Source organism: Sphingomonas bacterium (assembly GCF_903642285.1).
Taxonomy (GTDB): domain Bacteria; phylum Pseudomonadota; class Alphaproteobacteria; order Sphingomonadales; family Sphingomonadaceae; genus Sphingomonas.
Window position 1 is genome coordinate 148,226 of record NZ_CAHJWJ010000004.1, and the last position, 13,442, is coordinate 161,667.

General features: G+C 66.7%; 12 protein-coding genes. 1 reads left to right on the forward strand and 11 read right to left on the reverse strand.

The features are described from left to right. Positions 1–6: 6 nt before the first annotated feature. Genes HUU99_RS03680 through HUU99_RS03695 form a run of 4 tightly spaced genes read right to left on the reverse strand, consistent with a single transcriptional unit; the run spans position 7 to position 6,791 of the window. Entirely contained in the window at positions 7–1,995 is a 1,989-nt protein-coding gene (locus HUU99_RS03680) for a tetratricopeptide repeat protein (RefSeq protein WP_174285219.1), read from the reverse strand. Next, positions 1,988–3,352 carry a PEP-CTERM-box response regulator transcription factor gene (gene prsR, locus HUU99_RS03685; RefSeq protein ID WP_174285220.1) on the reverse strand — a complete coding sequence of 455 codons (1,365 nt, stop codon included), beginning with the start codon at positions 3,350–3,352 and terminating at the stop codon, positions 1,988–1,990. Before prsR ends, HUU99_RS03680 begins: the two co-directional genes overlap by 8 nt. Next, a complete protein-coding gene (prsK, locus tag HUU99_RS03690; RefSeq protein WP_254602901.1) occupies positions 3,349–5,406 on the reverse strand; it encodes an XrtA/PEP-CTERM system histidine kinase PrsK in 2,058 nt (685 codons plus the stop codon). The genes prsR and prsK overlap by 4 nt, the downstream gene beginning before the upstream one ends. Then, positions 5,403–6,791, reverse strand: coding sequence for a TIGR03013 family XrtA/PEP-CTERM system glycosyltransferase (locus HUU99_RS03695; RefSeq protein WP_174285221.1), 1,389 nt, complete (start codon positions 6,789–6,791; stop codon positions 5,403–5,405). Before HUU99_RS03695 ends, prsK begins: the two co-directional genes overlap by 4 nt. Positions 6,792–6,985: 194 nt before the next feature. Here HUU99_RS03695 and HUU99_RS03700 point away from each other — a divergent pair, with 194 nt between their 5' ends. After that, positions 6,986–8,038: a mannose-1-phosphate guanylyltransferase/mannose-6-phosphate isomerase gene (locus HUU99_RS03700; RefSeq protein ID WP_174285222.1), complete on the forward strand. Its 1,053-nt coding sequence runs from the start codon at positions 6,986–6,988 to the stop codon at positions 8,036–8,038. Here HUU99_RS03700 and HUU99_RS03705 read toward each other — a convergent pair. From HUU99_RS03705 to groL, 7 genes are all read right to left on the reverse strand, one after another. Beyond that, complete coding sequence (locus HUU99_RS03705; RefSeq protein WP_174285223.1) at positions 8,035–9,144, reverse strand: peptidase M12; 1,110 nt, start codon at positions 9,142–9,144, stop codon at positions 8,035–8,037. The genes HUU99_RS03700 and HUU99_RS03705 overlap by 4 nt on opposite strands. Further along, a complete protein-coding gene (locus HUU99_RS03710) occupies positions 9,141–9,497 on the reverse strand; it encodes a hypothetical protein (RefSeq protein WP_174285224.1) in 357 nt (118 codons plus the stop codon). Before HUU99_RS03710 ends, HUU99_RS03705 begins: the two co-directional genes overlap by 4 nt. Then, positions 9,485–9,757 carry a hypothetical protein gene (locus tag HUU99_RS03715; protein WP_217430753.1) on the reverse strand — a complete coding sequence of 91 codons (273 nt, stop codon included), beginning with the start codon at positions 9,755–9,757 and terminating at the stop codon, positions 9,485–9,487. The genes HUU99_RS03710 and HUU99_RS03715 overlap by 13 nt, the downstream gene beginning before the upstream one ends. Before the next feature lie 16 nt (positions 9,758–9,773). Then, on the reverse strand, positions 9,774–10,559 hold the full coding sequence (locus HUU99_RS03720; protein WP_217430754.1) for a DUF2589 domain-containing protein: 786 nt from the start codon (positions 10,557–10,559) through the stop codon (positions 9,774–9,776). Positions 10,560–10,575: 16 nt separating this feature from the next. Beyond that, entirely contained in the window at positions 10,576–11,154 is a 579-nt protein-coding gene (locus tag HUU99_RS03725; RefSeq protein WP_174285225.1) for a DUF2589 domain-containing protein, read from the reverse strand. Between the two features lie 151 nt (positions 11,155–11,305). Continuing rightward, positions 11,306–12,010 carry an SIMPL domain-containing protein gene (locus tag HUU99_RS03730; protein WP_174285226.1) on the reverse strand — a complete coding sequence of 235 codons (705 nt, stop codon included), beginning with the start codon at positions 12,008–12,010 and terminating at the stop codon, positions 11,306–11,308. 241 nt (positions 12,011–12,251) lie between these two features. Further along, positions 12,252–13,442 (reverse strand): chaperonin GroEL (gene groL / locus HUU99_RS03735; protein ID WP_174285227.1); only part of this gene is annotated, 1,191 nt, incomplete at its 5' end.

A 13,442-nucleotide genomic window follows, 5' to 3' on the forward strand; every position in this document is an offset into this window, starting at 1 on the left:
GCGCCGTCAGCCCCCGATCTGGCGGCGGTGCGCGGCGACCGCCGGATCCTTGGGGGCAAGCGCGGTCGCCTTCGCGATCAGCTGCCGCGCACCGTCGGTATCGCCGGCCGCGACGAGCGCCACCGCATAGGCATCCGCGACACCCGCGCTCATCGGTGCCAGTGCATAAGCGGTCGCGGCATAGCGGCGGGCGACATCGCCGTCGCCCGCGCCGGCATAGGCGACGGCGAGATCGGCAAGCAACGCGACATCGCGTTGGCCGACCGTACCGCGCACGGTTTCCAGCGTTTCGATCGCCGCATCGAACTGCCCGCCGACGACTTGCAGATGCCCGAGCAACCGCCGCGCGGTGACGCTTTGCGGATTCTGCGCAAGGTACAGCGCAAGCGTCGCCGCGGCGTTGCCGGCATGCCCGGCGCGGCCATCGGCGTCCACCAGCCGAAGCATCGTCGGTTCGTCGAACGACAGGTCGGCGGCACGTGCATAGGGGGCGACCGCGTCGGCGTAACGACCGGCCGCGACCAGTGCATCGCCAAGCGCCAGTTGCGCCGCCGGCGCACCGGGGCTGGCCGCCACGAGCGACCGCGCGTTGGCGATCGCACCGGCGGTATCGCCCCGGTCGATCAAGCCGCGCATGATGCCGATCGCGTAGGTCGGATCGCCCGGTGCCTGCGCGGCACCGGCCTGCAGCGTGCCGATCTCGTCGGCGCTCGCGAAGATCGGCGCGGCGCCGCTGCCGCCCGCCGACGCACGGTCGAGATAGAGCGCCGCCGCGGCCCGGTCGCCGCCCGCCTCGAACGCGCGTGCGGCCAGACGCAGCGAATAGGCGTCGGCATCGCCGCGCAGGACGATCGGACGCAGCATCTCGCGCGCACCCGCGGCATCGCCGGAACGAAGCAAGGCGGACGCCAGCAATCGCCGGATGCCGATGTTCAGCGGCTGCATCTGCTGCAACCGCCGCCACTTGCCGATCGCCTGTTCGTCCTTGCCCTGCGCATAATCGATCGCGCCGCCGAGCAGGATCGCGCCCGGCAGGAAGTCGGCCCGGTCGCCGGTCAGCGACAACAGGCTGCGCGACAGATCGAGCCGCCCCGCACGCGCCGCCAGCACCGCCTGGAAATACAATGCGTAGCGGTCGCCGGGGCGTGCCGCCATCAAGGCGCGGGCGGACGCGAGCATGTCGGTGTTCCGGCCGAGATCGCCGAACGTCGCCGCCTGGTCGATCAGCGCCGGGGGATAATAGGCGTCGCGTTTCAGCGCGGCGTCGAACCAGGGCAATGCGGCAGCGAGCCCGTAGCGGCTTCGCACCACCTCGCCCTCCAGCACCAGCGCCGCGGGCTCCCCGGGTGCGAGCGTGGCGGCGTGCGTGGCGGCATCCGCGGCACCCCCGATATCACCCGCATCGAAGCGGATACGCCCGAGCGTCGTCCACGCCGCCGCGTCGCGCGGAGCCTGTTCGAGAACGCCTTGCAACAGGGCCTGCGCGCCGAAGACATTGCCCTTCGCCGCCAGCGCCAACGCGCGGACCCGCATCGCATAGTCGGCGTCGGGCGATGCCGCCTTCGCCGCCTCCGCCAGCGCGCCGTCGGGATCGCCCTGGAGCAGGCGCGCGTGCGCCTGCAGGGGATGGAGCCGGTCGGCGGACATCCCGGCGTCGCGCGCACGGATCAACGCGGCCTCCGCCGCGCCGCCATCGCCGAGTTCGAGATAGGCACGGGCGAGGACCGCCTCGGCATCGGCGCGCTGCGGCGTGCTCCTGGACGCGGTCAAGGCGTTGTTGCGCGCGGCACTGTAATTGCCGGCGGCCAGCGTCTGCTTCGCATTCGCCAGCGAACGCGCGGGATCGGGTGCCGGTTGACGATGCAGCAATGCGATCGTTCCCGCGACCAGGGCGAGACACAGCGCGCAGATCGCGATCAACCGCGGCCGGTTCCCGATCCGGATGCGGAACCGGCGGCGCCGGGGGCGATACAGGGGATAGGTCACGTCAGCCATGGAGATCGTAGCTCTTCAGGAGGTCGTACAGCGTGGGTCGGCTGATCCCGAGCAACCGCGACGCGCCCGAGATATTGCCGTCGGACCGTGCCATCGCGCGGTGGATCGCACGCCGGTCGGCATCTTCGCGGGCGGCGCGCAACGTCGGCTCGACGCCGTCGATCGGGCGGTTCAGATCGAGATCGGCGGCGGTCACGCGCTTGCCATCCGCCATGATGACCGCCCGCTTGATCCGATTTTCCAGTTCGCGGACATTGCCGGGCCAGCCCCAGCCGTCGATCGCGGCACGCGCGTCGCTCGACAATCCGGTAATCGCGGCGTTCATCGTTCGAGCATAGCGGCCGACGAAATGGCGCGCGAGCAATGCCGCATCGCCGCTGCGCTCCGCAAGCGTCGGGATTTTCACGATAATTTCGGCAAGCCGATAATACAGGTCTTCACGAAAGCTGCCGTCCGCGACCATCAGATCGACGTCGCGGTGCGTGGCGCAGACGATCCTGGTATCGACCGCGATCGCACGGCGGCCGCCGATCCGCTCGATCGTGCGTTCCTGCAGGAACCGCAACAGCTTGACCTGAAGCGCGAGCGGCACGTCGCCGATCTCGTCGAGGAACAACGTACCGCCCGCGGCTTGTTCGATCTTGCCTTCGGTCGTCTTCACCGCACCGGTGAACGCGCCCTTTTCATACCCGAACAGCTCCGCCTCGAGCAGCGTATCGGGGATCGCGGCGCAATTGATCGCGACGAACGATCCGCGCCGGCGCGGCGATGCGTCGTGAAGCCCGCGCGCCAGCAATTCCTTCCCCGTCCCGCTTGCCCCCAGCAGCATCACCGATACGTCCGCAGGCGCGACCCGCTCCAGCGTGTGGACGACCTTCGCCATTTCCGGCGAGGCGTACAGCAGCCCCCCGAACCGCGCCTCGCCCTCGCTGCGCGCGGCAAGCCGGCGGTTCTCCGCCTCCAGCGCGTGGACGTGAAAGGCCCGCGCGACGATCAGCCCCAGCGCATCGATATCGATCGGCTTCTGATAGAAATCCCACGCCCCGTCGGCGATCGCGGTCCGCGCGCTGTCGCGCGCGCCGTGGCCGGAGGCGACGATCACCTTGGTCTCGGGCGCGAACCGCAGGATTTCGCCGAGCGCCAGAAACCCCTCGGTCGTGCCGTCGGGATCGGGGGGAAGTCCGAGATCGAGCGTGACGACGGCAGGGCAGTGCGCGCGCATCGCGTCGATGGCCTCGCTGCGCGTTGCGGCGGTCAGGACGTCATACCCTTCGTACGCCCAGCGCAATTGCCGCTGGAGACCGGGATCGTCCTCGACGATCAGGAGCGTGGGCAGCGATACGGGTTTGTCGGTCACGCCGCCTGCTCCAACGCCGCGGCGACGGGAAGCAGGATCGTGAAGCGGGTCCCCTCGCCTTCACGGCTGGTTACCGCGATCGTGCCGCCCATCGCGTGAACGAGCTGCCGCGCCTCGAACGCGCCGATCCCGAAACCGCCGGGTTTGGACGAGACAAAGGGCCGAAACAGCTGGTCGCGTATGAAGGCCGGCGACATCCCGCAACCGCGATCCGCCACCTCGATCGCGATACGATCGGCCGACATTCCCGTCGCGAGCGTCACCGCGGCGTCGGGGATGCTCGCCTCGATCGCGTTCTGAACCAGATGGCCGATGACCTGCTCCAGCTTGCCCGCCTGCGCCGACGCCGGCGGCACGACGCCAAGCGCGAGCGCAATCGGATGTTGCATCCGCCTGGTGTTGGCGATGCGGACCAGCAGCGCGTTGAGGTCCACCGGCTGGAGCGGTTCGGCACGCTGCCCGCTATGCTGCGACAGTCGCGCGAGCAGCATCGTCATCCGCTCCGCCGATTCGTTCAGCGTCGCGACCATGTCGGCGCGAAAATCGGGATTGTTCGCATGCCGTTCCACGTTGCGCGCCACCAGCGTCAACTGGCTCGCCAGGTTCTTGATGTCATGCATGATGAAGGCGAAACGCCGGTTGAATTCGTCGAACCGCCTGGCATCGGCCAACGCCAGATGCGCGCGCTCCTCCGCCAGATAGCTTGCGGCTTGTCGCCCGGCGACACGAAGCAAGTCGAAATCCTCCCAATCCAGCGCGCGGCCGACCGGCGGCTCAACGAGCAGGATCGCCGCGACCAATGTCTCGCCGTGGATCAGCGGAACCAGCGCCCAGGCACCGGGCACCGCGATCATCCATTCGGGGATCGCGTCGGCATCCTCCTTCGGCGCATCGCCCGCGCGGATCGGGCCGAACTCGACGATCCGCTGGGTTGTGACAAGATGCCGCACCAGCGCCTCGCCCGCGCCGCCGTCCGGATCGCCGGACCAATGCCAGCCCGCGCCGCAGCCGAGCCCGGCACCGTCCGGCACGAGCATCAGCCCGGCCGGCGCGTGAACGATGTCGGCGATCGCCTTTACGATCCGCGCGTCGAGCGGCGCGGCTCCTTCGCCCTGCCGGCCAAGCGTATCGGCGAAACGCTGCCATTCGACCCGGTAATCGTAGCGATGACGAAAGAGATGCTTGGCGACCTTTACCCGCGTCCACGCGCGCACCCACGGCGTCGAGAACAACGCGAGCAAGGCGGCGGTAGCGCCGACCACGATCGCCGCCTGCGACGCGCGGGCGTAGCCCCCCGCAAGATAGTCGGCCAACATCGTCAGCAGCACCGTGCTGCCGGCATAGACGATGACCGCGACCGCGGCGAGCGACCGGATGGCGATCGTTCGCGACAGACCGAGCGCGCCGTCGCCGCGGTGTCGAGACGCGATCCACAATGCCAGCGCGGCCCCAACCATCGCCGCGCCGCGCGTCACGACCAACGACGCTGGCCAGCCCCCACTGGCCCAGGCGGCGAGGTTGAGCAGCAGATCCGCGCCCCACATGACCGCCAGCGCCAACGCCACGAGCCGCGCATGCAGCCGCCCGGCGGATCGGGCACCCTGTTGTAGATGCTGGACGAGGACCAGCGCACTGACAGCGGTCATCATCCGGAACACCAACCGCGCGGCATCGATCGCAAGCAGCGTCTGGCGGCCAAGCGGCACCGCCTCGACCATCGCACATATTCCGCCAAGTCCGGCAAGGGCGATGACGACCACATAAACGCTCGCCAGCGCGGCATTGCCGGAGCGGTCTCTACGGACCAGGAGGAACATGAAGATCAGCCAGCCGATATTGCGGAGCGCCTCGGCGACCCCGGCGCTGACGTCGCGGTCGCCGATGCCGGCGATCGCCAATGCCCAAAGGACGGTGAGCACCAAGGCTGCGACGAACATGCGCCCCGTCCAGCCGCCGGTGGGACGTCTGGCTTCATCGAGCGCAAGCGCGCCGAACAGCAACGCCGTCAGAGCATAGCTCCACAGGACCAGCGGACCATCCGTCGCCATCGTCATCGCGCGCCTGTCGGCCAGAGCACCACACGCAACGTCTGGAGCAGGATCAGCAAATCGAGGAAGGGCGAATAATTCTTCGCGTAATACAGGTCGTATTCCAGCTTGTGCCGCGAATCCTCGATCGACGCGCCGTAGGGATAATTGATCTGTGCCCAGCCGGTGATGCCCGGCTTCACCATATGGCGTTCGGCATAATAAGGCAGGTGCCGTTCCAGCTCATCGACGAATTGGGGGCGTTCGGGGCGCGGCCCGACGAAGCTCATCTCCCCCTTCAGCACGGCCCAGGTTTGCGGCAGTTCGTCGATCCGCACCTTGCGGATGAAGCGGCCGATGCGGGTGATGCGCGGATCGCGTTCCGCCGCCCATACCGCCTGCCCCGCGACCTCGGCATCCTGCCGCATCGATCGCAGCTTCACGATATCGAACGGCTGATTGTACAGCCCGATGCGACGTTGCCGGTAAAGCGCGGGCCCGCGCGATTCCAGCTTGATAGCGATGGCGGTGAAAACGACGATCGGCAGGGTGAAAACCAGCAACGACAGGCTGGCGATGATGTCGAACGCGCGCTTGAACGCGCTGGACAGCATCCGGCTCGACGCGAAACCGTCGGAAAAGATCAGCCAGGACGGATTGACGCTGTTCAGATCGATACGCCCCGTCTCACGCTCCAGAAAGCTCGAGATTTCCGTGACCGTCACGCCGGTGGTCTTGACTCGCAGCAGATCCTTGACGGGCAGCGCATTGCGCCGCTCCTCCAGAGCGAGAACGATCTCGGTGGCGCGCCGTTCGACGACATAGGCTGCCAGATTGGGGATTGCGTCGCGGTGGATGGCCGATGCGACGGTGGGCGACGCCTCGCCCATCGCCACGAAACCGGCCGCGATGAAGTTTACGCCGGGCTGATCCGCAAGTTCCAGGATCCGCGCGGCACGCTGGCCGGCACCCAGGATCACGACACGCCGTTTGAACGTCTCGCCGCCCAATGTCCGTCCCAGAAGCGCGCGTACCACGACCAGCAGGATGCTCGCGAGGATCATCGAATAGAACAGGTTCGACCGCCAGAACATCAAGCTCGGCACCAGGAAGAACAGCAAGGCCTGAAGGATTACCCCCAGCGAAATCGCGACCGCCAGCCGGGCCGCCGCAAAGCGCAACGAGAGGAAGGACGCGGCACCGTACGCGCCGACCGCGACGAGCGCGATCTGCAAGGTGAAAACGAAAATGAGAAGCTGGGGCAATCGCGTGGTAATCGGTCCCACGGTCATATCGATCTGGTGCGCACGCACGACCCAGCCAATCTCGGCTGAAGCGAACAGCAACAGCGCGTCGACGATCCCGAGCAACAGGACCGCATGCGGTATGTAATGCTTGAACATCCTGAACATGATCGTCGCGTTCCCGATCGTCGCCTGCCACCGCGCGGTGTAAGGATATCCGACACGTCAGCGGCATGTCGCAGGAAATAGCGAAGAAAGGTTGAACGAAGCGGATCGACGCGTTCTCCTTGCGCTTCGTGCGGGCCCGCGTAAACCGCGCCGACATGGGTTTGAACCCTTGGGGAGGAACGATGCCCAGTCCGATGCCTGCTTCGACCATCATCCCGGTCATTCTCTCCGGTGGATCGGGGACGCGGCTGTGGCCGATGTCGCGGCCGGAAATGCCCAAGCAGATGCTGGCGCTGACCGCGGACGAGACGATGCTGCAACTGACCGCCGGCCGCGCGGTCGGCGAGCGGTTCGCGCCCGCGATCGTCGTCGCCAATGCACGCCATGCCGATCTGGTCGAGGAACAGCTGCGCGACGGCGGCACGCGGACGCAAGCGATCATCCTGGAGCCGTCCGGCCGCAATACCGCGCCCGCGATCGCGCTGGCCGCGCTGGCGGTACACGATGCCACGTCGCCGCTGCTCGTCATGCCGTCGGATCACGTCATCGCCGATATCGATGCGTTCCACGCCGCGATCCACGCTGCGCTGCCGCTGGTCGAGCAGGGATGGCTGGTGACGTTCGGCATCGAACCCGACGCGCCCGAAACGGGATATGGCTATATCAAGATCGGCGAAACGCTGGCGGACGGCGTCCACCGGGTCGAATGCTTTATCGAGAAACCGCCCGCCGATGTCGCAGCGACGATGGTCGCCGAGGGCGGGCATGCCTGGAACGGCGGTATCTTCCTGTTCCGCGCGGACGTCTATCTGACCGCGTTGGCGACGCACGCCCCGCTAATGCTGGATGCGACGCGAAGGGCGATGGCCGCCGCCACGCATGACGGGATCCGCATCCACCCGGATGCGGACGCGTTCGCCGCATCGCCCGACGATTCTATCGATTATGCGGTGATGGAAAAGGCCGACCGCGTCGCCGTCGTCCCCGTCGCGATGGGCTGGAACGACGTCGGCAGCTGGGACGCGCTGCACGCGATCAGCGAGACCGACGCGGACGGCAACGCCCATCGCGGCAATATCCTGGCGATCGACACCAGGGATTGTCTGGCTCGCAGCGACGGTATCCGGATCGCGATGGTCGGCGTGTCCGACCTGATCGTGGTCGCCAGCGGCAACGATGTCCTGATCCTGCCGCGCGGTCGCAGCCAGGAAGTCAAGAAGCTGATCGCCGCGATGAAGAGAAGCTAGACCCCAAGCGCATCGACGACTCGTTTGATCTGATCGCCGGTGGCTCCCGGCTGGACGTTGAGACGAACGCCCCCCTTCAGTTCGACCTCCACGCAATCGCGGTGCTGGCTTCGATGTGCCGCGTCGGCGTTCGCGATCGGATCGACCGGTGCCGACGCCCGCTCCGGTGCGGCGGTGGTATCGTGCGCCGCCGTCACCGCCGTGACCGCGGTGGTAGCCGGCGGATTCGCGACGTTGCCTGCACCCTTGGGATAGACCAGCGCGATAAATGCCCGGTCGCTGGCGTCGATATCGGTGCCGCCCGGAATGGGATTGCCGCTGAGCGTCAAGCTGCCCGGGATCTGATAGCACATGATCGAATGCCCATCGGCCGCACCGGTGCCCCATAGCGACCCTTCGCTGATCGGTGTCAGGATCTGCTGGACGACCTGGTCCCTCGTCCAACCCTGCGACTGTTCGTAGAACGGGATCGCCTTGGCCGGATCGATATCGTCGATCAGGTCCTTGCGCATATGTTCGTGCGGGCAGCCAAGCGTATGGCCGGTCTCGTGCCGGACGACACGGAAGAATTCCGACTCCGCCGTCGTCATCGAAAAACCGTCGAGATTCATGGTCGGTTGCCCGGGCTGCGCCAGCAGGATGTCGGTGCCGAGATAGGACCAATGCCCGTCGCCTTTCTTCAGCGCGATCCGGACCTGCGCTTCGCCGGTGTCGGTTCCCGCCGCCCTTTGCCGTGCCTGTTCGTCCGCGGTGTAGAGGACGAAGGTGACGTCGGCGGTATCGCTCCACGCATTCATATGGCCGAGGATCCGTTCGGGGAGCCCCTTGTCCGGCGTGTCGATGAAACCGACCGTCAGCCGCAACCCTTTGGTGCGCCAGAATTTCGTGGCCAGCACCGCGATATGTTCGGCGGTGATCTGGAAACTGGGGTCCAGCGTCTTCAGCCGGTTGATCGCGATCGGGTGGTTGCGCGGATTTTCCCGCCGCGCAACGCGTCCGGAAGCGATCAGCAGATCGTCGGGCAGGTGCCGGGGCGAACATGCTATCAGCGGTTCGTGGCCCGCCGTGGAATGTGCGTCATGATGGGTGGTGGGCGGCGTGCTCATCGCGGCGATGCTCCTGACGGGGTTAGTTCGAAAAATGCCACTGGCCGGCCGTCGAGGAGCGCGTCGAGACGGGCGGGCGTCCAGCGCAGCAGGACGTGCGCGACACCGACGCCGGCACGTCGACGGCGCGCGCGGCGCCAGCGCGCGAACAGGGCGAGGCGCGACGAAAGGAGGCGCGGCGGATCAGGATAGCGCAGACGCATCGCCCAGAACGCGTCGCCGTTCGGCGTCGCCGCCGCCAGCGCCGCGATCTCGAGTTCGATCGACGCGACGGTAGCGCCGTCGCGAACGGGTGTCCTACCCGCATGCGCCAAAGCCTGTGCGAGGTCGCGCATCGCGATCATTCGAGCCATGTCGGTTTCCACGGGAAGCCGACATGGTAGCAGGTCCATTGCAGCACGACGATATTCTCGCCGTAGCCGAGCAACCGGAACGACTTTTCGATCCCGATCAACCGCCCGCGCGGATAGTCGCCGAGACAGCGGTTGAGCAGGTCGTTCGCCGCATCCAGCTGGTCGTCCGTCTCGAAATTCTCCGGATGGCGACTGCCGAGCGTGATGCGTTTGACATAGCCGACATCGGTCAGGTCGAACATACGGGTGTTGGCGAGCATCGTTCGATCGCTCCGATCAGACTTCCACCAGCTTGCCCTTGTCGTTCGTCACCAGCGTGTGGGTGGTTCCCCCGTCCTTATGCGCGGTGCTGTCGACGGTCGCGTGCTCCGCGACCAGACCGTGCGCCGCGGCGGGGCCGCTCGCCAGATCATGCTGCGCGTCGGGCGCGTCGGGTGCAGCCTTGGCGACGATCGATTTGGGCGCGATCGCGGTGTTCATGATGTCGAGGACGCGGGCCAGCCCTTCGGGCATGCCCTTGTCCGCGGCATGCACCTCGACATGGTATTTCGCGCTCTGATCGGTCGAGCGGGTATTTTCCTTATGCGTCGCGACCGAACCCTCGACATGGACCTTCAGGCTGAAGATGCCGTAATTGACGCTGGCGTCGGCGGAGAATTTGCCCTCCTTGTCCTCGGACGATTTCTCCGACTCGCTGTTCTTCACCTCCATGTCGAAGGTGATGTCGACCGTGTCGATGGCGAGCGCGGGCACCTTCACGATCGCGAGCAGCGGGACGGTCAGCGACACGGTCTCCGTCGGCATGATCCCGTTGACCGCCGTGGCACCGTCCTGCGGCCGTTCGAACTGGAAATCGACCGTGCGCACCTGAAGGTCGGCCGGCGCGATCGATCCGTCCGGCTGCGGCTGCGCGTTCGCCTTCGGCACGAAGCCCACCACCTGGATGAATTGCGCGGTGGCGTTGGCCAGCCGGACCTGCGCGTCGCAGGCCGCCATCAGCGGGCCGCCGATGAGATCGCCCATCGGCAATCCGCGGAACTGGTCACCCATATTGATCGGCATTCGAATTCTCCTCTTGTCAGACGACCTTGTTCAATTGCGTGATGAGCCGCAGCATCCCTTCGGTCGGCGCACGCGCCTCGACCTTGATGCTCAGCTTCGCCATCGGACCGCCGCTGTCGCTTCGCGATCCGATGCCGACGGTCAGCGACTTGGCCGGCGGCGCGCCGGATCCCGCAGACCCGATATCGTGCGCCGCGACCGGCCCGGCGGGGCCGACGGGTCCGGCACTCGGCTGGCTGTCGTCGCCGAGCATCCCCGGCAGGTCGATCGGCGCACCGAGCGGTGCGTCCGGCGTGCCCGATGCGATATCGCTGATGCCGCCCAGTTCGACCTCCAGGTCGATCTGCATTTCCTTGATCGCCAGCATGCTGCTTTCGACGAGCGACAGCAGCGGCACCGCCATGTGGACGAAGCTGCCCTGCGCGGCACCGGTCGACGTGTCGGGCAATTGCAGATGCAAACTGTGGGCGCGGCCGTCATCGGCGAAATAGCGGCCGACCAGCGCGATGAAATGCCGTTCGACCACGCCCTGCGCATCGACGATCGACGCCGCGAGCGACCCGATCAGGTCGTGAAGGCCGACATTGTCTGCCACGGTGCGCGCGTATCCCCCTGCCGGAACGGTCCGGTCGAAGTGTATCGTGCGTCGTTTCGTCGTCGCCGGATATAACCGACGCCACCATTTCGGCGGCGATCGGCCCCGCTGCTATGCCTGATTCATCCCCTGTGGCGGTATCGTCGGTCGGTCAGTCGAGCAGGAAATCCACCGTGGTGACCACCCGGACCTTCTGGAACGGCGACGCCTGTCCGGATCCTTCCCCCTCGCCGTCGCGGGCACCGACCGTGAAATAGCCCTGCGTCGCATGGCGGATCGCGCCGACGCCGGCACCTGAATCATGCGCGAACTGCTGCGCGCCAGCGCGGGCGTCGCGGGTCGCCTCGCCGATCATCGCGGGCTTCAACGCGTTCAGCTTGGTAAAGCTGTAGACGATGCCGCTGCTGTCCTGCAGCGCGACGCCCTGGCGGACCAGCGCGGTCTGCTGCGCGAAGGTGCGCCGGGCCTGCATGACCTTGGTCGTGCGCAGTTGCAGCTTCTGGCGGATCGTGATGGTCAGCACGCCCTGGTTGTTGCGGAACTGGTTCACCGTCGTGCCGGCGACCGACGCCTCGTCCGCGGTAAAGCCGTTGGCGGTCAGCAGGGCCTGGATCGCCTGCGTGTCGTGGTCGATCTGCGCCTGCACCGTCGTCAGGTCGCCGCCGGTCGCCGAATAGTCGAGCGTCCACGTCGCCAGATCGGCGACGACGTCGCGTTCCGCCAGCCCGCGGACCGTCACTTCGCGACCCGCCGCCTTCGCTCGGACCAGCCCGTTGCCCATCGCCCAGCCGCCGGCTACGAGGCCGAGTGCCACCAACGCCGCGGGAACCACCCGCAGCGCCATATTGCCTGCCATGACTGCCTCCATTCGTCGACGAAACGTGCTGTATTATCGACGAGTTGAGTATTAGCTTGAGTTGGGGACACGCAAAAGGGGCCGGCGAAAATAATTCGCCGGCCCCTTCGCGGGAGTTGGCTGGGTGGTCCGAGCAGGACGAAGCGGGTACTCTTCGTCGGACGAGACCGGCGGCTTGACCGCCGGCTCGCCGGCCGTTCTGATTTCGTGTCGGGGCGAGCATTGCTCGCCCCGTCCGAAATCAGAAGTCCATGCCGCCCATGCCGCCCATACCGCCGCCGCCGCCCATCGGCATGGCGGGCTTGTCGTCGGGCATCTCGCTCACGGCCGCTTCGGTCGTGATGAGCAGGCCAGCGACAGATGCCGCGTCCTGCAGTGCCGTACGCACGACCTTGGTCGGATCGATCACGCCGGCGGTCACCAGGTTCTCGTACACGTCGGTCTGCGCGTTGAAGCCCATCGACGGGTCGTTGCCTTCCAGCAACTTGCCCGAGATCACCGCACCGTCATGCCCCGCATTCTGCGCGATCTGGCGGACCGGCGCGTACAGCGCCTTGCGGACGATATCGATACCGCGGGTCTGGTCGTCGTTCGCGCCCTTCATGCCCTCGAGGCACTTGGTTGCGTACAGCAACGCGGTGCCGCCACCGGGGACGATGCCTTCTTCGACGGCTGCGCGCGTGGCGTGCAGCGCGTCGTCGACGCGGTCCTTGCGCTCCTTGACCTCGACCTCGGTCGAACCACCGACCTTGATGACCGCGACACCGCCGGCGAGCTTCGCGAGACGCTCCTGGAGCTTCTCCTTGTCGTAATCGCTCGACGTGTTCTCGATCTGCTGGCGGATCGCTTCGGTACGACCCTTGATCGCGTCATGGTCGCCCGCACCATCGACGATGGTGGTGTTGTCCTTGTCGATCTGGACGCGCTTGGCGGTGCCGAGCATGCCGAGCGTCACCGTCTCCAGCTTGATGCCGAGATCTTCCGAGATCATCTCGCCCTTGGTCAGGATCGCGATGTCTTCCAGCATCGCCTTGCGGCGATCGCCGAAGCCCGGTGCCTTGACCGCCGCGACCTTCAGGCCGCCGCGCAGCTTGTTCACCACGAGCGTGGCCAGAGCCTCGCCCTCGATGTCCTCGGCGATGATGAGCAGCGGACGGCCCGACTGGACGACGGCTTCCAGGATCGGGAGCATCGCCTGCAGGTTCGACAGCTTCTTCTCATGGATCAGGATGTACGGATCGTTCAGTTCGACCGTCATCTTCTCCGGGTTGGTGATGAAGTATGGCGACAGATAGCCGCGGTCGAACTGCATGCCCTCGACGACGTCGAGCTCGAATTCGAGACCCTTCGCTTCCTCGACGGTGATCACGCCTTCCTTGCCGACCTTCTCCATCGCTTCGGCGATCTTCTCGCCGACGACGGTGTCGCCGTT